Here is a 24,630-nt window from a genome sequence, read left to right as displayed (position 1 = left end):
TGACCCCCTCGCGGGGCAGGGTTAATCGGCCGTTATGAGTACGCGGGCCTTCATTACCGGTGTATCCGGAACGGAACTGACCGCCGTCGAGCGGGAGTTTATCCGCGACCAGCGCCCATGGGGCTTCATCCTCTTCAAGCGCAATGTCGATACGCCGGCTCAAGTCGCTGCATTGGTTGCGGAATTGCGGGCGGTTGCGGGCACCGGTGACGCACCTGTCCTGATCGATCAGGAGGGCGGGCGGGTGCAGCGGCTGGGGCCGCCGCACTGGCCGGTCTATCCGCCGGGCGCGATTTTCTCGAGCTTGTACGACACTGATTCGGCGCTTGGACTGACGGCTGCGCGCCTCAGTGCCCGCCTGATCGCGGCCGATCTCGCCGATCTCGGCATTACCGTGGATTGCTTGCCGCTGGCCGATGTGCCGGTGTCGGGCGCTGATGCCGTCATCGGGAATCGGGCTTACGGCACCGAACCGGGCAAGGTCGCAGCGATCGCCCGCGCGGTCACCGAGGGGCTGGAGCAGGGCGGCGTCCTGCCGGTTCTCAAGCATATCCCCGGCCATGGCCGGGCCACCGCCGACACCCATTTCAAGCTGCCGACGGTTGATACGCCGAGGGACGAGCTGGAACGGACCGATTTCGCGGCGTTCAAGCCGCTCGCCGACCTGCCGATGGCCATGACTGCACATGTTGTGTTTAGCGCCGTCGACCCCGCCCATCCGGCGACGACTTCTGCGACAATGATTGCTCAGGTGATTCGCAGCGTAATCGGGTTCCAGGGTTTGTTAATGAGTGATGACGTGTCGATGAACGCGCTGTCGGGGAATATCGCCGAACGGACCCGCGCCATCTTCGCGGCCGGCTGCGATGTGGCCCTGCATTGCAACGGCAATATCGAGGAGATGCGCGAAGTCGCCGGCGAGACCCCTGAATTGTCGGGCCGGGCGCTGGAGCGAGCCAACGCCGCGCTCGCTGCGCGCAAGACGCCGCAGCCGTTCGACCGGGCGGCCGCACGCACTGAGCTGGACGCATTGATCGCACGGGCAAACACGGCATCCGCATGAGCGCAGAAATCCTATCGTTTGAAACCGGGCGGCCCGCAGAGCTCGCCGAGGATGAACCGGCGCTGGTCGTCGATGTTGAGGGCTATGAAGGTCCGCTCGACCTGTTGCTCGCGCTGGCGCGGAACCAGAAGGTCGACCTCGCCAAGATTTCGATCCTGGCGCTGGCCGACCAGTATCTCCACTTCATCGAAGCCGCGCGAAAGATCCGGCTCGAGCTCGCTGCCGACTACCTCGTCATGGCGGCCTGGCTCGCCTTCCTGAAGTCGCGGCTGCTGCTGCCGGAGCCGCCGAGTGCGGAAGGTCCGAGCGCCGAGCAGATGGCGACGGCGCTCGCCAACCGGCTGCGCCGGCTGGAAGCCATCCGCGAAGCCGCCAACCGGCTGATGAACCGGCCGCAATTGCAGCGCGATATCTTCCCGCGCGGCGAGCCCGAACAGATCGCCGAGATCAAGCATCCGAAATACACCGCGACGCTGTACGATTTGCTCACCGCCTACGCCGCGCAGCGCCAGTCGCGCGTGCTGGCGAGCGTGCATCTGGCCAAGCGCACCGTGTGGTCGCTCGCCGAAGCGCGCGCCACGCTGGAGCGGCTGGTCGGCAGCATCAGCGAGCAGGACGACTGGGGCGTGCTCGACGACTTCCTGATCCGGCACGTTGCCGATCCGACGCAGCGCGCGACGGTGTTCGCCTCGAGCTTCGCCGCCGCGCTCGAGCTGGTGCGTGAGGGTCAGCTCGAGCTGAACCAGAAAGAGGCGTTTGCGCCGATCTATTTCCGGAAGGGGCGGCCGAAACCGGTCGTGGACGCAGTTCCTGCGCCCGATGCGCCGGTCGGTTAAGTGCAAGAAGGAGAATCTGCCATGGCAAGCCTGGCTGAAGTGCGGGTAGAAGAGGCCGAGCCGATGGAGAACGAATCCCAGGCGCGTCCCGAGGAATTGCGGCTGCTGGAAGCGCTGCTGTTTGCGTCGAACGAACCGCTGGACACCGCCACGCTGGCCAAGCGCATGCCTGAGGGCGTCGACGTCAAGGCCGCGCTCGAGCAGCTCCAGGCCGATTATTCCTTGCGCGGGGTGAACCTCGTGCGCGTTGCCAACAAATGGACCTTCCGCACCGCCGGCGATCTCGCTTGGCTGATGACGCGCGAGAGCCACGAGACCCGCCGCCTGTCGCGCGCGGCGATCGAGGTGCTGGCGATCATCGCCTATCACCAGCCGGTGACGCGTGCCGAGATCGAGGAGATCCGCGGCGTTGTAACCTCCAAGGGCACGCTCGACGTGCTGCTGGAGACCGGCTGGATCAAGCCGCGCGGCCGCCGCAAGACGCCCGGCCGTCCGTTGACCTTCGGAACAACCGAGGACTTCCTGTCGCAATTCACGCTGGAACAGCTCGGCGATCTGCCGGGCCTGGAAGAGCTGAAGGGGACGGGCCTGCTGGATTCGCGCCTGCCGACCGGATTCAGCGTGCCGACGCCGTCGGACGACCCGGCCCTGCGCGAGGACGAGGATCCGCTGGAACCCGGCGAGGACCTCGATCTGGCGCTGGCACCCGCGGTCGAGCCCGAGACGCCGCCGGAAGGCGGCAATGAGGGCGGCGAGGGCGGCAGCGAGGACTGACGTCGCGGCCTTTTACGGGGCCCCCTGCGACCAGTTAACACTAGCAAGATTACGTAGCGCCAACAGCGAATTGGCGCTGCCTTGGTCCTTGTTTTTGAGGTCTGCCGCGCCTAGGTTTCGGGGAAGATCGGCCGGGTCCCCGGCCAAGCGTGTTTGGAGGGTTGCAGGATGGGTTCGCTTAGCATTTGGCACTGGATCCTGGTGATCGCAGTCGTCCTGCTGCTGTTCGGCCGCGGCAAGATTTCGGATCTGATGGGCGACGTGGCGCAAGGCATCAAGGCATTCAAGAAGGGCATGCAGGACGACGACAAGGTCGCCGACAAGCCCGAGCCTTCGAAGTCCATCGAGCACAATGCCGCGCCGACCGCGGCCCGGTCCGACGTCGGCAGCAAGGCCGTCTGAGCAAGAGTACGCGAGACGCGGGTAGCGGCCCCGATCCTGCGCGCAAGGGATTGGGCCGGTCGCGGCCTTGCGTGAACGGAAGACCTCATGTTCGACATCGGGTGGAGTGAACTGGTCCTGATCGGGGTCGTGGCCCTGGTCGCCATCGGCCCGAAAGAGCTGCCGGGCGTGCTGCGCATGGTCGGGCAGTGGATGGGCAAGGCCCGCAAGATGGCCGCCGAATTCCAGGGCCAGTTCCAGGAAGCGATGCGCGAGGCCGAGATGGCCGACCTCAAGAAGAGCTTCGATGAGGTCAAGGAAGCCGCCACCGGCTTCAATCCGCTGACCTCGCTGCAGAAGGACGTCAGCGACGCGCTCCGCGTCGATGCTCTGGACAAGCCGGCCGAGACGACCACGACGACTGCTGTCGAACCGCCGACGACACCAACGACGCCGGAAGCGCCGACGCCTGAGACCTTCGTGGAGGCCGAGGCGCATACGGCTGTGAACGAGCCGCTCGCCATCACCCGTGAGGTCGAGCAGGCGCAGGTTGCGCAGGACACCGTCATTCAGGACACGGCGCCATCCGAAGCGATCAAGGACGCCAAAGCGTCATGAGCGACGCCGATATCGAGGCCAGTAAAGCCCCTCTGATGGACCATCTGATCGAGCTGCGCTCGCGGCTGATCAAGGCGCTGCTCGGCTTCGGCGTGGCCTTCATTTTCTGCTTCTTCTTCGCCAAGCAGATCTACAACGTGCTGGTCTGGCCGTTCGTGTGGGTCGCGGGTCCGGAGAATTCCAAGTTCATCTACACCGCGCTGCTGGAATATTTCATCACCCAGCTCAAGCTCGCGCTGTTCGGTGCCGGCTTCATCTCGTTCCCGATCATCGCGACACAGATCTACAAGTTCGTCGCGCCCGGGCTCTACAAGCACGAGAAGCAGGCCTTCCTGCCGTATCTGGTGGCGACGCCGTTCTTCTTCGTGCTGGGCGCGGCGCTGGTCTATTTCGTCGTGCTGCCGATGCTGGTCCGCTTCTCGCTCGGTATGCAGCAGGCCGGCAGCGACGAGACCGCGCAGATCCAGCTCCTGCCCAAGGTCGGCGAATATCTGTCGCTGATGATGTCGCTGATCTTCGCCTTCGGCATCGCCTTCCAGCTTCCGGTGATCCTGACGCTGCTCGGCCGCATCGGCATCGTCAGCTCGAAGATGCTGCGCGAGAAGCGCCGCTATTTCATCGTGATCGCCTTCGTCATCGCGGCCGTGCTGACGCCGCCCGACGTGCTCAGCCAGTGCTCGCTCGCGATCCCCTTGCTGGCGCTCTACGAGGGCTCGATCATCGCGGTCGGGATGGTGGAGAAGAAGGCGGCCGCCTCGCAGGCCGCCACCGGCACCGACGTGTCGACGCCGGTCAATCCGGCGGAGTAGGGGCGGCCAAACCCACCAGTGTCATTCCCCGCGCATGCGGGGAATCCAGTACGCCGCGGCCTGTCGAGGAATCACCCCTGTCTCTGGAATACTGGATCGCCCGCTTTCGCGGGCGATGACAGCTGTGCTAGGGGGAACGCGCTGACGTACAACGTTTCCGTTGTAGGTTTACGCGCTGATCCAGGACCACCGCCATGCACGACATCAAATCGATCCGCGACAATCCGCAAGCCTTCGACGCCGGTCTCGCCCGGCGTGGCCTGAAGCCGTTGTCGGCATCGCTGCTCGCGATCGACGAGAAGCGGCGCGCGGCGATCCTTGCCTCGGAGCAGGCGCAGGCGCGGCGCAATGCGGCCTCCAAGGAGATCGGCGACGCCAAGAAGGCGAAGGATGACGCGCGCGCCGCCAAGCTGATGGCGGAGGTCGCCGAGCTCAAGACCACGATGCCCGAGCTCGAGGCCGTTGCGAAGGCCGCAGATGAGGAGCTTGCAACGGCGCTGTCGGCGATCCCCAATCTGCCGCTCGGCGAAGTGCCCGACGGCGTCGACGAGCACGGCAATGTGCAACGCCATGTGTTCGGCAACAGGCGCAACTATGCGTTCGCGCCCAAACCTCATGACGATCTCGGCGGCGCTCTCGGTGACATGGATTTCGAGACGGCGGCGAAACTTTCCGGCGCGCGTTTCGTCGTGTTGAAGAAGGGGCTGGCACGGCTCGAACGCGCGCTCGGCCAGTTCATGCTGAATCTGCACATCGACGAGCACGGCTATACCGAGATCAATCCGCCGCTGCTGGTGCGCAACGAGATCATGTTCGGCACCGGACAATTGCCGAAATTCGAGGACGATCAGTTCTGGGCGATCAAAGGCGAATTGCTCGCCGCACCCGATCTGGAGCGGCTGCGGACCGAGCGTCTCGGCATCATTCCGACAGCGGAGGTGGCGCTCACCAACCTGGTGCGCGAATCCATCCTCGATGAGAAGCAGCTGCCGATGCGGCTCACTGCGCTGACGCCGTGCTTCCGCGCCGAGGCGGGCGCCGCGGGCCGCGATACCCGCGGCATGATCCGTCAGCACCAGTTCACCAAGGTCGAGCTGGTCTCGATCACGACGCCGGAGGCCAGCAAGGACGAGCATGAGCGCATGCTCGCTTGCGCCGAGGAAGTGCTGCGCCGGCTCGACCTGCATTACCGCGTCATGACGCTGTGTACCGGGGATATGGGTTTTTCGTCGCAAAAAACCTATGACATCGAGGTCTGGATGCCCGGACAGGGCGAGGGCGGCGCGTTCCGCGAGATCTCGAGCTGCTCGGTCTGCGGCGATTTCCAGGCTCGCCGCATGGACGCCCGCTCGCGCGGTCCGGACGGCAAGCCACGCTTCGTGCATACGCTGAACGGCTCCGGCACCGCACTCGGCCGCGCGCTGATCGCCGTGATGGAGACCTATCAGCAAGAGGACGGCTCGATCGCGGTTCCCAGCGTGCTCCAGCCCTATATGGGCGGGCTGAAGGTGATCGCGCGCGAGTAGGGTTGCGAAGATCGGGCGGCCGGTTATCCTGCCGGCCACCCGCCAATGCGAACCCACCATTCATGGCCTTGCACCGCGACATCTTCTGGGTCGGCCGACAATGGGCGGTGACGGGTGCCGGCATCCAGGCCGTCGACCAGCGCCTCCGCGGCGTGCTCGATATCGAGGTCGCGCGGCTCTGGGACGAGGATCTGGTCCAGAGCCGGCGGGCCAAGCCCGGCGTGAATGCTGCGGATTTCGACAGCGCGCTGACGATGGCACGCGAACGCTTTCCGGGGGCGGATCCGATCGTTGCGCAATTGCAGGCGCTCGGCGTCATCGAAGCTCCCGTCGTGAGCCCGGTTGTGCCGGCGATGACATTGCGTGCCGAAGGCCGGCTGGCGCGCTTCCTGCCGCAATGGCGCGTCCGCAGGTAAACGGGACCAAGCCGGGAACGACGGTCCCCATCGGCCGGTTTGCCTGATCGGCCCCGGCCGGATAAGACGGCTCAGACCCCGCTTTCTGGAATCGGCCCTTCGCATGCGTATTCTCTGCACCAATGACGACGGCATTCATGCTCCCGGCCTCAAGGTCGTGGAGGAGATCGCCAGGGCGCTGTCCGACGACGTCTGGGTGGTCGCGCCCGAGCTCGACCAGTCCGGCGTGTCGCATTCGCTGTCGCTGAACGATCCGCTCCGCCTGCGCGAGGTCGGCCCGCGCCACTTCGCCGTGCGCGGCACGCCGACCGACTGCGTCATCATGGGCGCGCGGCATATTCTGGGCACCACGCTGCCGGACCTCGTGCTGTCCGGCGTCAACAAGGGCCGCAACGTCGCCGAGGACGTGGTCTATTCCGGCACCATCGCCGGCGCGCTGGAAGGCACCATCCTGGGGCTGCCCTCGTTCGCACTGTCACAGGAGTTCAGCGTCGAGACGCGAGATCGGCCGCAATGGGACACCGCGCGCAAGTTCGGGCCCGACATCCTGCGCAAGGTGATGGCTGCCGGGATCCCAAAGGACACCGTCATCAACGTCAACTTCCCGTCCTGTGCGCCGGAGGAGGTGCTGGGCATTCGCGTCACGCGCCAGGGCAAGCGCAATCTCGGCTTCCTCAGGATCGACGAGCGCAGGGACGGCCGGGGCAATCCCTATTTCTGGATCGGCTTCGAGCGCGCGGCGATGATGGATACGCCAGCCGACGGCACCGACCTCGCGGCACTGCGCGAACGCTACGTCTCGGTCACGCCGCTTCGGCTCGACCGCACCAATGAAGCGTTTTCCGACGCGCTGAGTGCGACGCTGAAATAGCTAGCCGTCGCGCAGCGCGGCTTCGATCGTCTTGCCGAGCGCGTCGAGCTGGAACGGCTTCTGGAGCGCGGGCCGGTCGCGGTACTGCTCGGGCAGGCCCGAGGAGCCGTAGCCGGTGGCGAAGATGAACGGGCAACCCTTCGCCTTGATGACGTCGGCAACCGGCGAGATGACCTTGCCGTTGACGTTGACGTCGAGGATGGCGATGTCGAACTCGGTCGCCTGGGCGAGCCGCATCGCCTCGGTGATGTCGCCGGCTTCGGCTGCGATCTTGTAGCCGAGCTCCTCGAGCATGTCCGCGACCATCATCCTGATCATCACCTCGTCTTCGACGAGGAATACAGAGCGGCCCGAAAGCCCTGTCGCGGTCATTGTCGCTGAGTCCTTGCCCATTTGCGGAAACGTTCGCAGATAACACGAATCGACGCAATGCGCGTCGGCGAAGGGACGCCTGAAAATGACCTTTTGCCGTCAGCCCGCTGCAAGCCGATTTGTGGTCAAATGCTGTAGCCAAAGGCTATCATGGGTTCCTGAGCAGGAACAAGATTCTTGCCCGGGCGCGCGCGGCGGAAGCCGCGATCCCGAATGACGAGACGACACAGGAAGCGATGACCTCCCATCAGCACCCAACGGAAAAGATGATGTTTCAGCTCACGCTGAGACGCCGGGGCATCAGCGACCAGGCGGTGCTGCGGACCATGGAGGAGGTGCCGCGCGAGCTGTTCGTCGACGAAGCCGATCGCGAGGGGGCCTATCGTGACACCGCGCTGCCGATCGCCTGCGGGCAGACCATCAGCCAGCCCTTCGTCGTCGCCTACATGACCGAGCAGCTCCAGCTGCAGAAGAAGCACCGGGTGCTCGAGATCGGCGCCGGCTCCGGCTATCAGGCCGCCGTGCTGTCGCGGCTCGCCGGCCAGGTGCTGACAATCGAGCGCTATCGCAAGCTGGCGGACACGGCGCGCGCCAGACTTGAAAAGCTCGGCTGTCACAATGTCGAGGTGATGCTCGCCGACGGCCTCAATCTGCCGGCCAATATCGGTCCGTTCGACCGCATCATCGTGACCGCCGCGATGGAGCAGCTCCCGGAGAATCTGGTCGACCGGCTGGAGGTCGGCGGCATCCTGATCGCGCCCGTCGGCCCGCACCAGGGCGTGCAGACGCTGGTCCGTCTCACCCGCACCGAAGCCGGGATCAACCGCAAGGAACTCGTCGAGGTCCGTTTCGTGCCGGCGCTGCCCGGGGTGGCGCGGGAGCTGTAGAATTCCGGATCGGCTGTGCTGCCAACATCTTATTGGGAGGGTTAAGCCGTTATTTACTCGGCGCGTGTTTACTTAAAAGACCAGTTCTGTTGCGTACGAGTGAGTAACCATGTCTGTCGTCGCCGAGTTGCTTTACTCGCGCCGCGTACCGCAGGTCGCGGTGCTGGCGCTGATCTCCTTCAGCTTCGCAGGATGCAGCGCCGACATGTCGTCGCGGCTGTCCCAGTCGAACTTCTCCAATCCCTTCGCCTCCGACCAGACCGGTTCGGTGCAGCAGGCACCGCCGCCGCAGCGCGAGCTGCCGCAATATTCGCGGCCGCAGACGCAGCCTGGTTCCTACCAGTCGCAGCCCTTGCCGCCGCCGGCGGTGTCCGCGCCGCAATCCTATCCCGTTGCGGCGGGTGGTGGCGTGTCCGGAGGCGGCCGCGGCGTCGGCACCTACGCGCCCCCGGCGCAGCCGCATCTCGAAACGACAGCCACCGTGCCGCCGCGCTCGGTCGCGGCCGCGCAGCCGGCCGGCGGGACCAAGATCATCGTCGGCACCAGCGACACGCTCGAGGTGCTCGCCAAGCGCTATCGCGTCACGCCGCAGTCGATCCTCGCCGCCAACGGCTACAAGGGGCCGCGCGCGCTCTCGCCCGGCCAGCAGCTGATCATCCCGCATCCGGGCGCCACTGCTGCTGCGCCCGCGCCAGCGATGGCTCCCGTCGCGGCGGCTCCCGCGTTAGCGCCTGCGAAGCCGGTTGCCGCCATGGCTGCGCCATCGAGCACGCACTTCGTCAACCACGGCGACACGCTCGCCAGCATCGCCCGCAAGAACCATATCTCGGCGGCCGAGCTGGCTCGCGCCAACGGCCTCGATCCGTCGACCAAGCTCAAGCTCGGCACCAAGCTGTCCGTGCCCGGTGCCAAGACCGCTGCCGTCGCAGCGCCGGTTGCTGCTGCCCCCGCCGTCGGGACGCTTCAGCCCGTTGCGGCCGCGCCCGTACCCGCCACCAAGGTGGCTGCCGTCGCAGCGCCCGTGCAGAGCGCACGCCTCGCCCAGGCCACGGCCAATGTCGAAGAGAAGCCCGCTGCCGAGGCTTCGGCGAAGGCCGCGGAGACGACCAGCGCGCTGCCGACCTTCCGCTGGCCGGTGCGCGGCAAGGTGGTCACGAGCTACGGCGCCAAGACCAACGGCAAGTCCAACGACGGCATCAATCTCGCGGTGCCCGAGGGGACGCCGGTCAAGGCGGCCGAAGACGGCGTCGTCGCCTATTCCGGCAACGAGCTGAAGGGTTACGGCAATCTGGTCCTGGTTCGGCACTCCAACGGCTACGTCACCGCATATGCCCATGCGAGTGAGCTGATGGTGAAGCGCGGAGATACCATCAAGCGCGGCCAGGTCATTGCCAAGTCGGGTCAATCCGGGGAGGTGGCGTCGCCGCAGCTCCACTTCGAGATCCGTAAGGGATCGAGCCCGGTTGACCCGCTTCAATTCCTGAACGGGGCATAACTTCCTTCAACGTAAGACGATCGTCATCGCCCGCGTTAGCGGGCGATTTCGTTTGTGGCGATGGCTATCGTCGAGCGCTCCCGCTACGTCGCCGCCAGCTTCACACCCAGCCGGCCCGCCAGCTCTTGCACGAACTGCCAGGCGACGCGGCCCGAGCGGGAGCCGCGCGTCGTGGACCATTCCAGCGCCTCGCGCTCCAGCGCCTCGTCGTCGATCTTGACGCCGAAATGGCCGCAATAGCCGCGCACCATGGCGAGGTATTCGTCCTGGCTGCAGCGGTGGAAGCCGAGCCACAGGCCGAAGCGATCCGACAGCGAGACCTTCTCCTCGACGGCTTCGCCGGGATTGATCGCGGTCGAGCGCTCGTTCTCGATCATCTCGCGCGCGAGCAGATGGCGGCGGTTGGAGGTGGCGTAGAGGATGACGTTCTCTGGCCGGCCCTCGATGCCGCCTTCGAGCACGGCCTTGAGCGACTTGTAGGACGCATCGTTGCCGTCGAAGGAGAGATCGTCGCAGAACACGATGAAACGGAACGAGGAGGCGCGCAGTTGCTCCATCAGCGCGGGCAGGCTCTCGATGTCCTCGCGGTGGATCTCGATCAGCTTCAATCTGTCCGCCGGCTTGCGCTCCGCATTGATGCTGGCATGCGCCGCCTTCACCAGCGACGACTTGCCCATGCCGCGCGCGCCCCAGAGCAGGGCGTTGTTGGCGGGCAGGCCGTTGGCGAAGCGCTCGGTGTTCTCCATCAGGATGTCGCGCATCCGGTCGACGCCCTTCAGGAGGAACAGCTCGACCCGGCTGACTCGCGGCACCGCGGCAAGGCGGCCGTCCGGATGCCAGACGAACGCATCCGCCTGCTTGAACGACTCACGCGCGACGGCGGGCTTGCCCTGGGCTGCGAGGTGCGCGGCAATGGTCTCCAGCGCGCGGACGATCCGCTCCTGGGAGAGGTCCGGCGATGCCTTGAGGGCCGTCTTGACGGTCCCCTTGGGGCGATTTGCCGCGACGCGGGCGGGAGTCTTGGCAGGGGTGCGGGGGCCTTTGCCGGCCGGGCTTTTGCTTGGTTTTTGGGGCATGTCCGAAGTTCCTGAGAATGCAGCCTTATCGGGCCTGACGGCGCGCCGCAAGGTGGCCAAAAGGGCGGTCTGGCAGCGTTGCAATTGGGGCAATGGCCGCTATAGTCCGCGCGAATTTGACCGAGCCGGTCGCCTTTGAGGGCCTGACCGGCTTTCCCCCGTTCTCACGAGGATCGTCCGAATGTTCATTACCCCTGCGTATGCCCAGGCCGCGGGCGCCGGCGACACCAACAGCATGTTGATGTCGCTGCTGCCGTTCGCCCTGATCTTCGTGATCATGTACTTCCTGATTCTGCGTCCGCAGCAGAAGAAGGTGAAGGACCACGCTGATCTCGTGAAGAACATCCGCCGCGGCGACACGGTGGTGACCTCGGGCGGCCTCGTCGGCAAGGTCACCAAGGTTGTCGACGACGACCAGATCGAGTTCGAGATTTCCGATGGCGTGCGGGTGCGGCAGATGCGCCAGATGATTTCGGGCGTGCGTGCCAAGGGCGAGCCGGCCAAGGAATCCAAGGATAGCAAGGAAGCCGCCAAGGACGACGCCGCGTCGAAGTGAGCGCTTCCGCGAGCATCTCAAGTCTCCCGATCTGACAGGTCCAGTCGATGTTGTATTTCACGCGGTGGAAGGCGCTCGGGATTATCCTGACGGCGCTGATCGTGTGCCTCTGCGCGGTCCCGAACTTCTTCCCCGAGGCGCAGGTCAAGACCTGGCCCGCCTGGGCGCAGCGCCGGCTCGTGCTCGGCCTCGACCTCCAGGGCGGCTCCTCTCTGCAGCTCGAGGTCGACGCCAACTACGTGAAGAAGGAAAAGCTCGACCAGATCCGCGACGACGTCCGTCGCGTGCTGCGCGAGGCCAAGATCGTTTACACTGGTCTCGTGACGAAGGGCGATGCCGTCGAGGTGCGCGTCAAGGACGCGGACGTCCAGACGGCGCTCGCCAAGTTGCGTGAGCTTGCGCAGCCGATTGGCGGCCTTATGGGGTCCACCGGTCAGCGCGACCTTGAAGCCGCCGATGCCGGTGGCGGATTGATCCGCCTCAGTATTTCAGAGGCCGCGATGCTCGACCGCATGCGCAAGACCATCGAGCAGTCGATCCAGATCGTCGAGAAGCGGGTCAACGAACTCGGTACCGTCGAGCCCATCATCCAGCGTCAGGGTAACGACCGCATCCTGGTGCAGGTGCCGGGTTTGCAGGATCCCACCCATTTGAAGGAGTTGCTGGGCAAGACCGCGAAGATGGAATTCCGCATGGTCGATCCCTCGGTGCCGCCGGACCAGGCACAGCAGGGCAGGTTGCCGCCGGACTCGGAGTTCCTGCCGGCCGCCACGCCACCGCCGCCCGGCTACGTCGTCAAGAAGCAGGTGCTGGTTGCGGGCGGCGATCTGACCGACGCCCAAGCGACCTTCGACCAGCGTACCAATGAGCCGGTCGTCAGCTTCAAGTTCAATACCTCGGGCGCGCGTAAGTTCTCGCAGGCCACGCAGGAGAATGTCGGGCTGCCCTTCGCGATCATCCTCGACGGCAAGGTGATCTCGGCACCGGTCATTCGTGAGCCGATCACCGGCGGCCAGGGCCAGATCTCCGGGAGTTTCACCGTGCAGTCGGCCAACGACCTCGCGATTCTCTTGCGCGCCGGCGCGCTGCCGGCGCCGCTCACGGTGGTCGAGGAGCGCACCGTCGGTCCGGGCCTCGGCCAGGACTCGATCGACAAGGGGGAACTTGCGGCCTATGTCGGATCGATCATGGTCATCATTTTCATGCTCGTGACCTACCGGCTGTTTGGGGTCTTCGCCAACATCGCGGTTGCCATCAACGTCGCCATGATCTTCGGCCTGTTGTCGCTGCTCAGCGCCACGCTGACGCTGCCCGGCATCGCCGGCATCGTGCTCACCGTCGGCATCGCGGTCGACTCCAACGTGCTGATCTACGAGCGCATCCGCGAGGAGTTGCGCGGCGGGAGAAGCCCGATCTCGGCGATCGACGCAGGCTTCAAGCGGGCGCTCGCGACCATCCTCGATTCCAACATCACGACCTTCATTGCTGCTGCCGTGCTGTTCATGATCGGCACCGGTCCGGTGCGCGGCTTCGCAGTGACGCTCGGCATCGGCATCATCACCACGGTCTTCACCGCCTTCACCATGACCCGCCTGATCGTGGCATGGTGGGTACAGTGGAAGCGGCCGAAGACTGTGCCGATTTGACAATTCGAGGCCGGCTGTGACCACTACTCAACTCGTTCTTATCTCTCTCGGCGTCCTGATTGCCGCGCTGACCGTGGTCAGCGTGCTCGGCCTCCTGCCGTCGCTGCGCATCGTTCCAGACGATACGCATTTCGACTTCACGCGCTTCCGCCGCATCAGCTTCCCGGTCTCGGCGGCGCTGTCGATCGTCGCGATCACGCTGTTCTTCACTCATGGCCTGAACTTCGGCATCGACTTCAAGGGCGGCACGTTGATGGAGGTCCGGGCCAAGTCGGGCTCGGCCGATCTTGCGCAGATGCGCACGACCCTCGGCAGCCTCGGCCTTGGCGAAGTCCAGCTGCAGCAATTCGGCGGTCCCGCCGACGTGCTGCTTCGCGTGGCCGAGCAGCCGGGCGGCGACAAGGCGCAGCAGGCGGCCGTGGACAAGGTTCGCGGCGCCCTCGGCGAGGCCGTGGAGTATCGCCGCGTCGAGGTGGTGGGCCCGCGTGTCTCCGGCGAGCTGCTGGGTTGGGGCATGGCCGGCCTGATGCTCGCGATCGTCGCCATCCTGATCTATCTCTGGTTCCGGTTCGAATGGCAGTTCGCGCTCGGCGCCATGATCGCCAACGTGCACGACATCGTGCTGACGATCGGCTTCATGTCGATCAGCCAGGTCGATTTCGACCTGACTAGCATCGCGGCACTCCTGACCATTCTGGGCTATTCGCTCAACGACACCGTCGTCATCTACGACCGCATCCGTGAAATGCTGCGGCGCTACAAGAAGATGCCGATGCCGCAGCTTCTCAACGAGTCCATCAACTCGACACTGTCGCGCTCGATCATCACCCACTTCACGGTGACACTGGCGCTGCTGGCCCTGCTGCTGTTCGGCGGCCATGCCATCCACAGCTTCACCGCGGTGATGATGTTCGGCGTGGTGCTGGTCGGCACCTACACCTCGATCTTCATCGCAGCCCCGATCCTGATCTATCTCGGTGTCGGCGAGCATCGCGAAGATGCGCCCGACACCGCGACGCCGGCGAAGAAAAGCAAGGCATGATCCGAACCGCATTGCCCTCGCAGGCGTTTGCGAGGGCAGTCAGAAAATTCGGACGACACTGATGGCTGGCGATCCCAACGCTCCGCATTTCCCGCGCTCGGCGCCGATCGACGCCTATGGCAAGGGCGGCTTCGCCTTTGCCGGCATGTCGCACCGAGGCTCGCTGTTGTGCCTGCCCGAGGCGATCTGGGCCTGGGATGTGACCGATCCCGCAAAGATCGACCGCTATTCGCTGGATCGGGTTTTCACCGCCGCCAACAGCATCGACACGCTCCTGATCGGCACCGGAACCGGCATGTGGCTGCCACCGCCGGAGCTGCGGCAGGCGCTCAAAGCGGTGAGGGTGGTGCTGGACACGATGCAGACCGGTCCCGCCGTGCGGACCTACAACATCATGATCGGCGAACGGCGGCGCGTCGCCGCCGCGCTCATCGCCGTGCCATGAGCAGCGCTGCGCCGCCGCCCGACACCGTTGCGTTCTGTGCCCATCTCGTGCGCAGCCACGACTTTCCGCGCTATGCCGCGACCCTGTTCGCCCCCGCTGCCGAGCGCCGCGCGCTGCTGGCGCTTTATGCCTTCAATGTCGAGATTGTCCGGGTCCGCGATCAGGTCAGCCAGCCCTTGCCAGGCGAAATCCGCCTGCAATGGTGGACCGACATGCTGTCGGGCCAAGTCCATGGCAGCGCCGAGGGCAATCCGGTGGCGGCCGAGCTGTTGCGCGCGATCCGCGATTTCGACCTGCCGGTCGAGCCGCTGTCGCTGCTCGCCGACGAGCATCAGTTCGATCTCTACAACGATCCGATGCCGACACTGACGGCGCTGGAGGGCTATCTGGCGGCAACATGTTCGGCGCTGTTCGATCTCGCAGCCCGGATCGTGGCGCCGCCGTCGGAGGCGATCGGGCATCTCGCCAGGCATGCCGGGCTGGCTCAGGGCATCGTGCAGGTCATCGCCAATTTGCCGCGCGATGCCGCGCATCGGCAGTTGTTCCTGCCGCAGCAGGTGATGGCGAGCCATGGCTGCCAGATGGAGGAAGTGTTCGCCGGCAAGGAGACGCCGGCCTTGCGCGCCGTGCTGGACCAGCTCGCGAGCGAGGCGCAGCGGCATCTGGCGACTGCCTTGTCGCTGCTCGCGGAGGTGCCGGCACCGGCACGTCCTGCCTTTCTGCCGCTGAGCCTGGTGCGGGCCGATCTCAAGCGCCTGTCGCAACCGGGGCGCAATCCGTTTGCGCCGCAGCCGACGTCGCGGCTGCGCACGCTGTGGACGCTGTGGCGGGCTTCACGTTCCCGGGAATTTACCAAATAGCGGTTGGCTTATCGCCTCAAACCGCCAGATGCTCTATGCTGTCCCATGGCTGAGTTGTCCCCAAGCACATCGCCCGACCTGAGCGGTTTTCCGGTCACGCCGAGCGACATTCACGCCGCCGCCGAGACCATCCGCGGCGCCGTCGTCGAGACGCCTTGCAGCTACAGCCGCACGCTGAGCAGCATCTGCGGCTGCGACATCTGGCTCAAATTCGAGAACCTCCAGTTCACCTCCTCGTTCAAGGAGCGCGGCGCGCTCAACCGTCTCACCGCGCTGACGTCCGAGGAGCGCGCGCGGGGCGTCATCGCCATGTCGGCCGGCAACCACGCGCAGGGCGTTGCCTATCACGCCAGGCGGCTCGGCATTCCCGCCACCATCGTGATGCCGGTCGGCACGCCGATGGTGAAGGTCGAGAACACCAGGCATCACGGCGCCGAGGTGGTGGTGACGGGCGCGACGCTGGAGGAGGCGGCTGCGTATGCGCGAAGCCACGGCGAAGCCCGCGGTATGATCTTCGTCCATCCCTACGATGATCCGCTGGTCATCGCGGGGCAAGGCACGGTCGGACTGGAGATGATGAAGGCCGTGCCGGAGCTCGATACGCTGGTCGTCCCGATCGGCGGCGGCGGGCTGGTCAGCGGCATCGCCATCGCCGCCAAATCGATCAAGCCGTCGTTGCGAATCCTGGGCGTCGAGGCCTGGCTCTATCCCTCGATGTACAACGCCATCCACGACGGCAATCTGCCGGCGCGCGGCGATACGCTGGCCGAAGGCATTGCGGTGAAATCGCCCGGCAAGATCACAACCGAAATCGTCCGCCGCCTCGTCGACGACATCGCGCTGGTCAACGAAGCCGAGCTCGAACGCGCGGTCGCGACCCTGATCTCGATCGAGAAGACGGTCGTGGAAGGTGCCGGCGCCGCCGGCCTCGCCGCGCTGATGTCCGATCCCTCCCGCTTTGCCGGCCAGAAGGTCGGCCTCGTCCTGAGTGGGGGCAACATCGATACGCGGCTGATCGCATCTGTCCTCACGCGCGAGCTGGCACGCGAAGGACGGCTGACCCAGCTCTCGCTCGATATCCCCGACAGACCCGGGCAACTCGCCGCCGTCGCGGCACTGCTGGCCGAGGCAGGCGCCAACATCATCGAAGTCTCGCATCAGCGGACCTTCTCCGATCTGCCGGCCAAGGCGACGCTGCTGCAACTCGTCATCGAGACCCGCGACAGTGCACATCTCGACGAGGTCATGGCGAGGCTCAGTGCATCGGGATTGAGCGCACGCTGCACCTGAGGCGAGTTTGACGGTTACTCCGGCAATCCCGCGGCGCGAAGCGCTTCACCGAGCGACGCTGCCAGCGCCGGAGCGCAGTTGACGCCCTGGAATTGACGGCCGTAGCGGAAGGTCGGGTGTAACTCCAGCACCCGGGCCGCCGCCGTTCTCGCCTCCTGCAATCGTCCTAACTTTGCGAGCGCCGCGGCCAGTTGCACGTGGGTGATGCTGTGACGCGGATTGGCCTGAACGGAGCGGTAAGCGGCGCGACAGGCTTCCTCGTACCGGCCGTGGTGGAAATGCCCCATCGCCTGCGCGTCGAAGGCGGCGAAGGCCCAGGAGTCGAACGGGCTGAGCCGCATGCCGCGCTCGCTCCATTCGATAGCGCGGTCGGCATCGCCGCCCCAGCCGAGCATGACGCTGCCGAGGATGTAAGTCAGCGCCGATGATGGGCTGATCGCGAGCGCGGCATCGAGTGCGGTGAATGCCGAGGAGCGATCGTGGCCATCCATGCCGATCGAAAAGCCTGCCAGCGTGAGGGCAACCGCATCATCCTGCCCGTGGGCAATGGCCGAACGCGCGTGTCGGATCGAGTCTGCGCGGCTCGCCTCCTGCAAACCTGCGCGGAGGAACAGGCAATGATGGCACATCGCAGCATTGCCGTGCGCCAGCGCATAGGAGGGCTCGAGCGCGATCGCACGCTCGAGCAATACAAGGGCCTGCGTCACCTGCTCCGGCATGCCGGAATCAACATCCGGCTGGGCGCGCAGGACGAGGTCATAGGCATCGAGGCTATCCGGCCGCTTACGCTTGACCCTGTTGATCTCGGCGCGGCGCAGGCTCGGTGCGATGGCGCCGACGACGGACATGGCGATGTCGTCCTGAAGTCCGAAAATATCATCGGATTGACGGTCATACCGCTCGGCCCACACATGCATGCCGGTCGATGCGTCGATCAGTTGACCCGTAATGCGCACATTGCCGCTAGCCTTCCGGACGCTGCCTTCCAGCACGTAGCGTACGCCAAGCTCGCGGCCGACCTGCTTCACGTCGACCGCTCGGCCCTTGTACGTGAATGTGGAGTTTCTCGCGATTACGAATAGCCAGTTGATGCGGGACAGACCGGTGATGATGTCGTCGACCATTCCGTCGGCAAAGTAGTCTTGCTCCGCATCGCCGCTCAAGTTCGCAAAGGGCAACACCGCAATTGATGGCCTCTCGGGCAATGTCAGCGACGGCGCGGATTCCCGGTCCGGGTCGGACGCCGTCACGGCCGGCCCGACATAGCGATAGCCGCGCCGTGGCAGCGTCTCGATCCATTGCGCCTCTCCGGAAGCGTCTGCCAGCGTGCGGCGGACGGCCGCGATCTGGACGGTCAGGTTGCTGTCCTCGATCGCTTGGGCGGGCCACGCCGCCTCGATCAGGGCATCCTTGGATACTGGCGTGCCAGCGCGCCGCACCAGCAGGGCCAGGAGCAGCACGGCGCGTTGGCCGAGCGGGGTCGGCTCGGCTCCGCGGAACAGAATCCCTGCATCGACATCGAGGCGAAAGGGACCAAATTCAAGGATCGCGGCCATCGCTCAAGAAGGACACATTTCGCAGGTTTTTTGCAATGTTTTCCGCACCTCTTCGCTACTTCCCGGAGCGGGCGGACCATCATGGTGCCGTTGCCATGCCGTGCAGCAACCAGCGATGGAGGACCACATGAACGCAAAGCCGCTCATCCGCAGGCCCGGCGAAACCGGGGGAGTGATGCTGCGGGGCCAGCCGATGGCCTTTCTGGTGACGGGAGAGGACACCCGCTACACCAGCATGTTCGATTGGACGATTCCCGCAGGGTTCGCCACGGGCCGGCACGTTCATCGTGTGCAGGAAGAGACCTTCTACATGCTTGAGGGCGAATGCGAATGGCACGTCGCCGAAGAGGTCGTCCGAGCCACGCCGGGGACCTACCTCTTCATTCCTCCGGGCGTTCCCCACAACATCACCAATGTCAGCGACAAGCCCGCGCGCGTGCTCATGACAGTGTCTCCGCCCGGGCACGAGCATTATTTCGAGGAATTAGCCAAGCTGACCGCCGCTGGAACTCCGGACGCGAAAGCCATCAGCGAGTTGCGCGCCCGGTTCGACACGGACCAGTTGTCGGCACTGACGACAAGGCCCTGAAAGTCCTGGCCGAAAGGAGGGCGCTATCGCGGCGCCAAACCCGCGAGGTGGCCGATCAGCCGGTCGATCTCTGCCTCCGTATTGTAGTAATGCGGCGAGGCCCGCACGACCGGCGGCAGTGCGCGGACTTCCGCATCGATGCGGGTGCTCGCGGGATCTGACGCGCCGATGGTGATGCCGGCCGTGGCGGCGCTGCGGACGATGGCATCCGCCTCATACCCCTCCATCGTGAAGCTGACGATCGCGCCCGGCGCGCGGCCGAGGTCGCGAATAGTGATGCCGCGAATGCCGGCAAGGCCGCCGCGAAGACGATCCGCAAGCAGGCGGCAGCGCTGCTCGATAGGGTCGATGCCTATCGCGAGGGCGTAGTCGACGGCAGCGCCGAGACCGAGGCGTGCTGCGTAATTGTTCTCCCATGTCTCGAAACGGCGCGCGTCGTCACGGAGCTGATATTCATCTCGCGAGACCCAGGGCGCCGCGAAATGGTCGATCATCGGCGGCTCGAGTTGTTGCAGCAGGGCACGGCGGACGTAGAGAAAGCCGGTGCCGCGCGGGCCGCGGAGGAATTTGCGCCCCGTGGCCGACAGCATGTCACAGCCGATGGCTTCGACGTCAACCTCCATCTGGCCGACCGCCTGGCAGGCGTCGAGCAGATAGGGGATGCCGTGCGCCCGCGCGATCCTGCCGATCGCAGCGGCCGGATTGACCAGCCCTCCATTGGTCGGAACCCAGGTGATCGCGATCAGCTTCGCGCGCTCGTCGATCATGCGTTCGAGCGCATGGACGTCGAGCTCGCCGCTGGCATCGCTCGGCACCACGTCGATGACTGCGCCCGTGCGCTTGGCGACCTGAAGAAAGGCGACATAGTTGGCGGCGTATTCCGCCTCGGCCGTGAGGATCCGGTCGCCCTTGCGGAACGGAAGCGCGTAGAACGCCATCTGCCAGGCAACCGTCGCGTTTTCCACGAGCGCGATTTCATCGGGAGCAGCATTCAGCAGGCGGGCCACCGAGCCGTAGACCGCGTCGAGCCGGGCGGACTCGCGATCGGCGGCCGCATAGCCTCCTATCTCACTCTCCAGATCGATATGCTGCTTCATCGCCGCGACGACAGGCGCCGGCATCAGAGCCGCGCCAGCGTTGTGGAGATAAGCAAGACGGGAGGCGGCTGGCGTGTCGGCCCGGATTTGGTCGATGTCGATCACGTGAGAGCCTCCGCTTTTGGATTCCCGAAGTTAGACACAATGACGCACGCGAGCAAGACGAGCAAACGGAAGGTGCGGCTGGAGCATGCTGATCCGGATGCATATGCTGAGAGAAAGCATGGTGTGCTAGGGCCTGAAAGGAGCGCACAATGGCGAGGAACACGATTTGCCTCTGGTACGACAAGGACGCCGAGGCGGCTGCCCGCTTCTATGCCGAGACCTTTCCGGACAGCACCGTAAGTGCCGTCCACCGCGCGCCCAGCGATTATCCCTCAGGCAAGGCCGGCGATGTGCTCACCGTCGAATTCACCGTGGCCGGCGTTGCCTGTCTCGGCCTCAACGGCGGTCCGATCTTCAAGCACAACGAGGCGTTCTCGTTCCAGATCGCGACCGACGATCAGGAGGAGACCGACCGCTATTGGAATGCCATCGTCGGCAATGGCGGGCAGGAGAGCGCGTGCGGCTGGTGCAAGGACCGATGGGGCCTCTCGTGGCAGATCACGCCGCGCGTGCTGACCGAGGCGCTGGCGGCCGGCGGGGCCGAAGCCAAGCGCGCGTTCGACGCGATGATGGGGATGACGAAGATCGACGTCGCCGCGATCGAGGCGGCGCGCCGCGGCTGAGATCGTCTCGCCTCAGATACAGAGGCTGAGCAGCTTGATGTGACAGTCGCTGGACTTCGGCTTGGGCCTGGGCTTGCTTGGGGGCGCGGCCTGACGCTTCACGGCGACCAAAGGCTCGCCGTCCTTCTTCCGCTTGCCCTTGTCCTTAACCTTGGGCTCGTAATCGCCGGCGATCACCATCGCCCAATAGGTGCGCTTGCCGCTGGCATTTCTTGCGCTCGCGATGCCGACGCGGGAGGCGTTGTGCAGCAGCAGGTTCTTGCGGTGCCCGGAGGAGTCGATCCACTGTCCCAGCGTCTTCTCGAAATTGTCGTAGCCGTAGGCGATGTTTTCCGCTGCGCGCCCGGCACCGGCCGGCGCGACACGGCGGTTGAACGGGCCGAGGGCGTCGTGGCTGAGATCGTCCTTCGCCGCCATCGCGCGGGCCTGGTCCATGGCGATGTGGTCCAGCGTTGAATCGCGGACGACGCGAACTTCGCCGTGCTTGAGGCGGAAGCTGGAGATCAGCTCGGCCGGGGATTCAGCCATTGCGGGGGCGGTGGCGAGCAGCATCAGGCCGGCGACCATTGTGCCAGCTACACGATGCGTCATCATTCCCCGAGTGCCCATAACCCCGCCAAGTCCGCCTTTTATCCGACCGCTTCTCTATCGCCAATGTGGACGCTTCAAGGCGCGAGCCCCCCGCCCTAGCTCGTCGGCAGGTCCGCCTCGAAATTGAAGCGGTCGCGCAGGTTCTTGCGCTGCTCCAGGATGTCCTTGAGGAAGGCGCGGTCCTGATCGCTCTTCATCATCGGCTCGATCAGGTCGAGCTGGTTCATGGCGACCAGTTGCAAGATCTCGGTGCGCGGCTTGCCGCTGGTATCGCGGGGCAGCGCGTGCACGACCTGGATGTGCTCCGGCGGCTTCGGGCCCTTGGCGGCGGACAGCTCGCTCCGAAGCTCACTCTCGAGCGCGCTTTGATCAGCCTCGACGAAGGCATAGAGCCCGACGCCGGAGCGGCGGTCGGCAAAAGCGACGATCGCGGTGTCGCGCACAGCCGGGTTCTTGCGGATCAGTTCCGCCAGCACCGGCGCGTCGTTGACAAGCCGGCGGCCGCCGCCCTCGCGGTCGGTGAAGTTGAACAGGCCGCGCGTGATCGCTCGATAGACCTTCTTGCCGGTCATGAGCCAAAGGCTCGCCGCGAACGATTTCTTCGCCAGGATTTTTCGTTCGCGCGGAGTCAGCGCCTCGGGTGCATAGGAGCGCTTGTGCTTGAGCAGATGCCGCAGGTCCTCATAGGCGAGGATGCGGTAGAGCCGGCCGCGGCGGTTGAAGCAGGCCGCGAGCTGGAAGTCAGTCACATAGGCGCGGCCGTCGCGGCCGACCAGCCAGTTCTGCTCCTTGGCGAGATCGTTGTGGCAGATGCCGGCGCGTCGCAACCGGCGCAGCGCCGCTTTGGCCGAGCGGAAATAGGCGAGGTCGCCATGCGGCTTGGCCAGATGCAGCGCGACGCCGTCGACGAAGCCGCGCACGAGCGCCCGGCGGCCCGCCCACAGCAGCTCGGGGCCGACATTGAGGCCTTTGGCGAGTGCCAGCGCGTGCTTCTCACGGGCGAACAGATGGCGCGCCAGCAGGAACGACCACCACGGCACCTCATCGAGCCGGCGCAGCACTGCGTCGACCTCGCCGCTGTCGCCGCGGAAGCGGCCGCGCTCGACGGTCGAGAACACGTCGCGCTTGAGCAGCACGCCTTCGGTCCAGCGCGCCGAGAGTGTGGCGGCGTCGTCTTTGGGGAGATTCATCGAGAACTCACGCGGCTGCGGCGATGCGCAGGTGATCGGCGATCCAGCGATCGAGATCGGCGAGCGCCAATGCGCTCATCGCCCGCTTCTTGGCCACGGTCTTCTCGTTGCCGCGCAGCCGCGTGCCGTCCGGCTTCTTGGTCGGCGCAGTTGCGAGCGGTGGGAACAGGCCGAAATTGATGTTCATCGGCTGGAACGAGCGTGTGCCCGGCTCGATGGTCTCGATATGGCCGCCCGTGATGTGGCCGAGCAGCGATCCCAACGCGGTCGTGCCCGGCGGGCTGGCCAGCGTCTCGCCGCGGGCATCGGCAGCCGCATAGAGGCCGGCGATCAGGCCGACGCTGGCGGATTCCACGTAACCTTCGCAGCCCGTCATCTGGCCGGCAAAGCGCAGCCGCGGCTGTGCGCGCAGCCGTAGCTGGCTATCGAGCAGCTTTGGCGAGTTGAGGAAGGTGTTGCGGTGCAGGCCGCCGAGACGGGCGAACTCCGCCTTCTCCAGCCCGGGAATGGTGCGGAAGATGCGCTGCTGCTCGCCATACTTCAGCTTGGTCTGGAAGCCGACGATGTTGTAGAGCGTGCCGAGCTTGTTGTCCTGGCGCAGCTGCACGATGGCGTAGGCTTTCGTGGCGGGATCGTGCGGATTGGTGAGTCCGACCGGCTTCATCGGCCCGTGGCGCAAGGTCTCGGGGCCACGCTCCGCCATCACCTCGATCGGCAGGCAGCCGTCGAAATAGGGCGTGTTGGTCTCCCACTCCTTGAACTCGGTCTTTTCGCCTGACATCAGCGCGGCGACGAAGCCGTCATACTGCTCCTTGGTCATGGGGCAGTTGATATAGTCGGCGCCGGTACCGCCGGGGCCGACCTTGTCGTAGCGCGACTGGAACCAGGCCACCGACATGTCGATGGATTCGCGATGCACGATCGGCGCGATCGCGTCGAAGAAGGCGAGCGCGTTTTCGTCGGTCAGCTCACGGATGGCGTCGGCCAGCGGCGCAGAGGTGAGGGGGCCGGTCGCAACGATGACGTTGCTCCACTCGGCCGGCGGCAGGCCTGAAACCTCGCCGCGGGCGATCTCGATCAGCGGATGATCGTTCAGCGCCTTGGTGACGGCCGCTGAAAATCCGTCGCGATCGACCGCGAGCGCGCCGCCGGCGGGCACCTGATTGGCGTCGGCCGCGCGCATGATCAGCGAGTCGAGCCGACGCATCTCCGCATGCAGCAGGCCGACGGCGTTGTTGGCGGCATCGTCCGAGCGGAACGAATTGGAGCAGACGAGCTCGGCGAGTCCGTCGGTGCGGTGGGCCTCGGTCATGCGGGTCGGCCGCATCTCGTGCAGCACCACAGGCACGCCTGCTTTGGCCACCTGCCAGGCGGCTTCGGAACCGGCAAGGCCGGCGCCAATGACGTGCACGATGTTGGATTGGGGTCCTGTCATGGGGCGGACAGGTAGCGCTTTTCGGCGATCAGTGGAATCGCCGAGATCGAGTTTTCTGCCATCAGAAACGACAACGCCCGCACGAGGCGGGCGCTATCGGTCCGTCCGGTGAGGGCTGAACGATATCAGCCCTGATACTGACCGGCGGCAACGCGCGGGATGTCCGAGCGATCGAGGCCGATGTCGGCCAGTTCGCGATCGCTGAGCTGGGACAGCTCGGCGACATTGCGCTGATAGTCCCGGAAAGCCTGGATCATGCGGATGAGCGAGAGCAGCATTGGTAGTCTCCTGTAGTTCGATTCAGCCCTTGCCCGGGCCTCATCGTTGAAATGAATATAGGTGAGAGTGGTGCAGTGCGAAAGTTCCGATGTTGCGATGCAGCTAAGCGCTAGGTGCATGGCAGCGGTAACGGACGATTAACTCGGTGGCGCTCCTGCCCAAAGGGCAGGCTGGGGTGTGAAGGGATCGCCATAAATTCCCG

General features: G+C 65.5%; 27 protein-coding genes. 19 read left to right on the top strand and 8 right to left on the bottom strand.

Annotation, left to right across the window (positions count from 1 at the left end):
• The first annotated feature begins 34 nt into the window (after window positions 1-34).
• The 9 genes from nagZ to surE all read left to right on the top strand — a co-directional run bounded on the left by nagZ (window position 35) and on the right by surE (window position 7,294).
• Window positions 35-1,063, top strand: coding sequence for a beta-N-acetylhexosaminidase (gene nagZ, locus I3J27_RS20145; RefSeq protein ID WP_270160195.1), 1,029 nt, complete (start codon window positions 35-37; stop codon window positions 1,061-1,063).
• Complete coding sequence (locus I3J27_RS20140; protein WP_270160194.1) at window positions 1,060-1,899, top strand: segregation and condensation protein A; 840 nt, start codon at window positions 1,060-1,062, stop codon at window positions 1,897-1,899. Before nagZ ends, I3J27_RS20140 begins: the two co-directional genes overlap by 4 nt.
• Before the next feature lie 21 nt (window positions 1,900-1,920).
• Entirely contained in the window at window positions 1,921-2,673 is a 753-nt protein-coding gene (gene scpB, locus I3J27_RS20135; protein WP_270160193.1) for an SMC-Scp complex subunit ScpB, read from the top strand.
• Between the two features lie 168 nt (window positions 2,674-2,841).
• Complete coding sequence (locus I3J27_RS20130) at window positions 2,842-3,075, top strand: twin-arginine translocase TatA/TatE family subunit (RefSeq protein ID WP_200515731.1); 234 nt, start codon at window positions 2,842-2,844, stop codon at window positions 3,073-3,075.
• 87 nt (window positions 3,076-3,162) lie between these two features.
• Window positions 3,163-3,672 (top strand): Sec-independent protein translocase protein TatB, encoded by a 510-nt coding sequence (gene tatB / locus I3J27_RS20125; protein WP_270160192.1) that lies wholly within the window; start codon window positions 3,163-3,165, stop codon window positions 3,670-3,672.
• Complete coding sequence (gene tatC / locus I3J27_RS20120) at window positions 3,669-4,481, top strand: twin-arginine translocase subunit TatC (RefSeq protein WP_270160191.1); 813 nt, start codon at window positions 3,669-3,671, stop codon at window positions 4,479-4,481. Before tatB ends, tatC begins: the two co-directional genes overlap by 4 nt.
• Before the next feature lie 194 nt (window positions 4,482-4,675).
• Window positions 4,676-6,007 (top strand): serine--tRNA ligase, encoded by a 1,332-nt coding sequence (gene serS / locus I3J27_RS20115; RefSeq protein WP_270160190.1) that lies wholly within the window; start codon window positions 4,676-4,678, stop codon window positions 6,005-6,007.
• Window positions 6,008-6,069: 62 nt separating this feature from the next.
• Window positions 6,070-6,423: a hypothetical protein gene (locus tag I3J27_RS20110; protein WP_270160189.1), complete on the top strand. Its 354-nt coding sequence runs from the start codon at window positions 6,070-6,072 to the stop codon at window positions 6,421-6,423.
• 103 nt (window positions 6,424-6,526) lie between these two features.
• A complete protein-coding gene (gene surE / locus I3J27_RS20105) occupies window positions 6,527-7,294 on the top strand; it encodes a 5'/3'-nucleotidase SurE (protein ID WP_270160187.1) in 768 nt (255 codons plus the stop codon).
• On the opposite strand, the gene I3J27_RS20100 is transcribed toward surE, so the two are convergent.
• Window positions 7,295-7,666, bottom strand: coding sequence for a response regulator (locus tag I3J27_RS20100; protein WP_270160185.1), 372 nt, complete (start codon window positions 7,664-7,666; stop codon window positions 7,295-7,297). It lies immediately after the preceding gene.
• 236 nt (window positions 7,667-7,902) lie between these two features.
• Between I3J27_RS20100 and I3J27_RS20095 the strand changes: the two genes are divergently transcribed.
• Complete coding sequence (locus tag I3J27_RS20095) at window positions 7,903-8,553, top strand: protein-L-isoaspartate(D-aspartate) O-methyltransferase (RefSeq protein WP_270160184.1); 651 nt, start codon at window positions 7,903-7,905, stop codon at window positions 8,551-8,553.
• Between the two features lie 109 nt (window positions 8,554-8,662).
• The gene (locus I3J27_RS20090) at window positions 8,663-10,048 is read left to right on the top strand and encodes a LysM peptidoglycan-binding domain-containing M23 family metallopeptidase (RefSeq protein ID WP_270160182.1); all 1,386 of its coding nucleotides are present in this window, start codon (window positions 8,663-8,665) and stop codon (window positions 10,046-10,048) included.
• 83 nt (window positions 10,049-10,131) lie between these two features.
• Here the strand turns inward: I3J27_RS20090 and I3J27_RS20085 are convergent, their stop codons facing one another.
• Window positions 10,132-11,124: an ATP-binding protein gene (locus I3J27_RS20085; RefSeq protein WP_270160181.1), complete on the bottom strand. Its 993-nt coding sequence runs from the start codon at window positions 11,122-11,124 to the stop codon at window positions 10,132-10,134.
• Window positions 11,125-11,305: 181 nt separating this feature from the next.
• Here I3J27_RS20085 and yajC point away from each other — a divergent pair, with 181 nt between their 5' ends.
• The 6 genes from yajC to I3J27_RS20055 all read left to right on the top strand — a co-directional run bounded on the left by yajC (window position 11,306) and on the right by I3J27_RS20055 (window position 16,963).
• A complete protein-coding gene (gene yajC, locus I3J27_RS20080) occupies window positions 11,306-11,680 on the top strand; it encodes a preprotein translocase subunit YajC (RefSeq protein ID WP_100180922.1) in 375 nt (124 codons plus the stop codon).
• A 47-nt stretch (window positions 11,681-11,727) separates the two neighbouring features.
• Window positions 11,728-13,326 (top strand): protein translocase subunit SecD, encoded by a 1,599-nt coding sequence (gene secD / locus I3J27_RS20075; protein WP_270160179.1) that lies wholly within the window; start codon window positions 11,728-11,730, stop codon window positions 13,324-13,326.
• Window positions 13,327-13,342: 16 nt separating this feature from the next.
• The gene (gene secF, locus I3J27_RS20070; protein ID WP_270160178.1) at window positions 13,343-14,368 is read left to right on the top strand and encodes a protein translocase subunit SecF; all 1,026 of its coding nucleotides are present in this window, start codon (window positions 13,343-13,345) and stop codon (window positions 14,366-14,368) included.
• Between the two features lie 61 nt (window positions 14,369-14,429).
• Window positions 14,430-14,813 carry an Mth938-like domain-containing protein gene (locus I3J27_RS20065; protein ID WP_270160176.1) on the top strand — a complete coding sequence of 128 codons (384 nt, stop codon included), beginning with the start codon at window positions 14,430-14,432 and terminating at the stop codon, window positions 14,811-14,813.
• Window positions 14,810-15,673 carry a phytoene/squalene synthase family protein gene (locus I3J27_RS20060; protein ID WP_270160175.1) on the top strand — a complete coding sequence of 288 codons (864 nt, stop codon included), beginning with the start codon at window positions 14,810-14,812 and terminating at the stop codon, window positions 15,671-15,673. Before I3J27_RS20065 ends, I3J27_RS20060 begins: the two co-directional genes overlap by 4 nt.
• Window positions 15,674-15,718: 45 nt before the next feature.
• The gene (locus tag I3J27_RS20055) at window positions 15,719-16,963 is read left to right on the top strand and encodes a threonine ammonia-lyase (RefSeq protein WP_270160174.1); all 1,245 of its coding nucleotides are present in this window, start codon (window positions 15,719-15,721) and stop codon (window positions 16,961-16,963) included.
• A 14-nt stretch (window positions 16,964-16,977) separates the two neighbouring features.
• Here I3J27_RS20055 and I3J27_RS20050 read toward each other — a convergent pair whose 3' ends face one another.
• Window positions 16,978-18,519 carry a winged helix-turn-helix domain-containing protein gene (locus tag I3J27_RS20050; protein WP_270160173.1) on the bottom strand — a complete coding sequence of 514 codons (1,542 nt, stop codon included), beginning with the start codon at window positions 18,517-18,519 and terminating at the stop codon, window positions 16,978-16,980.
• Window positions 18,520-18,646: 127 nt separating this feature from the next.
• Here I3J27_RS20050 and I3J27_RS20045 point away from each other — a divergent pair, with 127 nt between their 5' ends.
• Window positions 18,647-19,108, top strand: a complete 462-nt coding sequence (locus I3J27_RS20045; RefSeq protein ID WP_270160172.1) for a cupin domain-containing protein — start codon at window positions 18,647-18,649, stop codon at window positions 19,106-19,108.
• 23 nt (window positions 19,109-19,131) lie between these two features.
• Here I3J27_RS20045 and I3J27_RS20040 read toward each other — a convergent pair whose 3' ends face one another.
• Window positions 19,132-20,310, bottom strand: coding sequence for an aminotransferase class V-fold PLP-dependent enzyme (locus I3J27_RS20040; protein ID WP_270160171.1), 1,179 nt, complete (start codon window positions 20,308-20,310; stop codon window positions 19,132-19,134).
• Between the two features lie 149 nt (window positions 20,311-20,459).
• Here I3J27_RS20040 and I3J27_RS20035 point away from each other — a divergent pair, with 149 nt between their 5' ends.
• On the top strand, window positions 20,460-20,933 hold the full coding sequence (locus tag I3J27_RS20035) for a VOC family protein (RefSeq protein ID WP_270160170.1): 474 nt from the start codon (window positions 20,460-20,462) through the stop codon (window positions 20,931-20,933).
• A gap of 12 nt (window positions 20,934-20,945) precedes the next feature.
• On the opposite strand, the gene I3J27_RS20030 is transcribed toward I3J27_RS20035, so the two are convergent.
• The 4 genes from I3J27_RS20030 to I3J27_RS20015 all read right to left on the bottom strand — a co-directional run bounded on the left by I3J27_RS20030 (window position 20,946) and on the right by I3J27_RS20015 (window position 24,427).
• Window positions 20,946-21,542: a CAP domain-containing protein gene (locus I3J27_RS20030; protein WP_270160169.1), complete on the bottom strand. Its 597-nt coding sequence runs from the start codon at window positions 21,540-21,542 to the stop codon at window positions 20,946-20,948.
• Between the two features lie 77 nt (window positions 21,543-21,619).
• Entirely contained in the window at window positions 21,620-22,714 is a 1,095-nt protein-coding gene (locus I3J27_RS20025; protein WP_270160168.1) for an AMP-binding enzyme, read from the bottom strand.
• Window positions 22,715-22,721: 7 nt separating this feature from the next.
• Window positions 22,722-24,149, bottom strand: coding sequence for a methylenetetrahydrofolate--tRNA-(uracil(54)-C(5))-methyltransferase (FADH(2)-oxidizing) TrmFO (trmFO, locus tag I3J27_RS20020; protein ID WP_270160167.1), 1,428 nt, complete (start codon window positions 24,147-24,149; stop codon window positions 22,722-22,724).
• Window positions 24,150-24,274: 125 nt separating this feature from the next.
• Entirely contained in the window at window positions 24,275-24,427 is a 153-nt protein-coding gene (locus tag I3J27_RS20015; protein WP_007590701.1) for a DUF1127 domain-containing protein, read from the bottom strand.
• Between the last annotated feature and the right edge of the window lie 203 nt (window positions 24,428-24,630).

It is taken from the genome of Bradyrhizobium xenonodulans (assembly GCF_027594865.1).
In the GTDB taxonomy this organism is placed as follows: Bacteria; Pseudomonadota; Alphaproteobacteria; order Rhizobiales; family Xanthobacteraceae; genus Bradyrhizobium; species Bradyrhizobium xenonodulans.
This window is presented reverse-complemented; position numbering and strand designations above follow the sequence as displayed.

Excerpts from the sequence above, each read along its gene's own strand:
- nagZ (WP_270160195.1), top strand. The coding sequence starts at position 35 with ATGAGTACGCGGGCCTTCATTACCGGTGTATCCGGAACGGAACTGACC.
- I3J27_RS20140 (WP_270160194.1), top strand. The coding sequence starts at position 1,060 with ATGAGCGCAGAAATCCTATCGTTTGAAACCGGGCGGCCCGCAGAGCTC.
- scpB (WP_270160193.1), top strand. The coding sequence starts at position 1,921 with ATGGCAAGCCTGGCTGAAGTGCGGGTAGAAGAGGCCGAGCCGATGGAG.
- I3J27_RS20130 (WP_200515731.1), top strand. The coding sequence starts at position 2,842 with ATGGGTTCGCTTAGCATTTGGCACTGGATCCTGGTGATCGCAGTCGTC.
- tatB (WP_270160192.1), top strand. The coding sequence starts at position 3,163 with ATGTTCGACATCGGGTGGAGTGAACTGGTCCTGATCGGGGTCGTGGCC.
- tatC (WP_270160191.1), top strand. The coding sequence starts at position 3,669 with ATGAGCGACGCCGATATCGAGGCCAGTAAAGCCCCTCTGATGGACCAT.
- serS (WP_270160190.1), top strand. The coding sequence starts at position 4,676 with ATGCACGACATCAAATCGATCCGCGACAATCCGCAAGCCTTCGACGCC.
- I3J27_RS20110 (WP_270160189.1), top strand. The coding sequence starts at position 6,070 with ATGGCCTTGCACCGCGACATCTTCTGGGTCGGCCGACAATGGGCGGTG.
- surE (WP_270160187.1), top strand. The coding sequence starts at position 6,527 with ATGCGTATTCTCTGCACCAATGACGACGGCATTCATGCTCCCGGCCTC.
- I3J27_RS20100 (WP_270160185.1), bottom strand. The coding sequence starts at position 7,666 with ATGACCGCGACAGGGCTTTCGGGCCGCTCTGTATTCCTCGTCGAAGAC.
- I3J27_RS20095 (WP_270160184.1), top strand. The coding sequence starts at position 7,903 with ATGACCTCCCATCAGCACCCAACGGAAAAGATGATGTTTCAGCTCACG.
- I3J27_RS20090 (WP_270160182.1), top strand. The coding sequence starts at position 8,663 with ATGTCTGTCGTCGCCGAGTTGCTTTACTCGCGCCGCGTACCGCAGGTC.
- I3J27_RS20085 (WP_270160181.1), bottom strand. The coding sequence starts at position 11,124 with ATGCCCCAAAAACCAAGCAAAAGCCCGGCCGGCAAAGGCCCCCGCACC.
- yajC (WP_100180922.1), top strand. The coding sequence starts at position 11,306 with ATGTTCATTACCCCTGCGTATGCCCAGGCCGCGGGCGCCGGCGACACC.
- secD (WP_270160179.1), top strand. The coding sequence starts at position 11,728 with ATGTTGTATTTCACGCGGTGGAAGGCGCTCGGGATTATCCTGACGGCG.
- I3J27_RS20065 (WP_270160176.1), top strand. The coding sequence starts at position 14,430 with ATGGCTGGCGATCCCAACGCTCCGCATTTCCCGCGCTCGGCGCCGATC.
- I3J27_RS20060 (WP_270160175.1), top strand. The coding sequence starts at position 14,810 with ATGAGCAGCGCTGCGCCGCCGCCCGACACCGTTGCGTTCTGTGCCCAT.
- I3J27_RS20055 (WP_270160174.1), top strand. The coding sequence starts at position 15,719 with ATGGCTGAGTTGTCCCCAAGCACATCGCCCGACCTGAGCGGTTTTCCG.
- I3J27_RS20050 (WP_270160173.1), bottom strand. The coding sequence starts at position 18,519 with ATGGCCGCGATCCTTGAATTTGGTCCCTTTCGCCTCGATGTCGATGCA.
- I3J27_RS20045 (WP_270160172.1), top strand. The coding sequence starts at position 18,647 with ATGAACGCAAAGCCGCTCATCCGCAGGCCCGGCGAAACCGGGGGAGTG.
- I3J27_RS20035 (WP_270160170.1), top strand. The coding sequence starts at position 20,460 with ATGGCGAGGAACACGATTTGCCTCTGGTACGACAAGGACGCCGAGGCG.
- I3J27_RS20030 (WP_270160169.1), bottom strand. The coding sequence starts at position 21,542 with ATGGGCACTCGGGGAATGATGACGCATCGTGTAGCTGGCACAATGGTC.
- I3J27_RS20025 (WP_270160168.1), bottom strand. The coding sequence starts at position 22,714 with ATGAATCTCCCCAAAGACGACGCCGCCACACTCTCGGCGCGCTGGACC.
- trmFO (WP_270160167.1), bottom strand. The coding sequence starts at position 24,149 with ATGACAGGACCCCAATCCAACATCGTGCACGTCATTGGCGCCGGCCTT.
- I3J27_RS20015 (WP_007590701.1), bottom strand. The coding sequence starts at position 24,427 with ATGCTGCTCTCGCTCATCCGCATGATCCAGGCTTTCCGGGACTATCAG.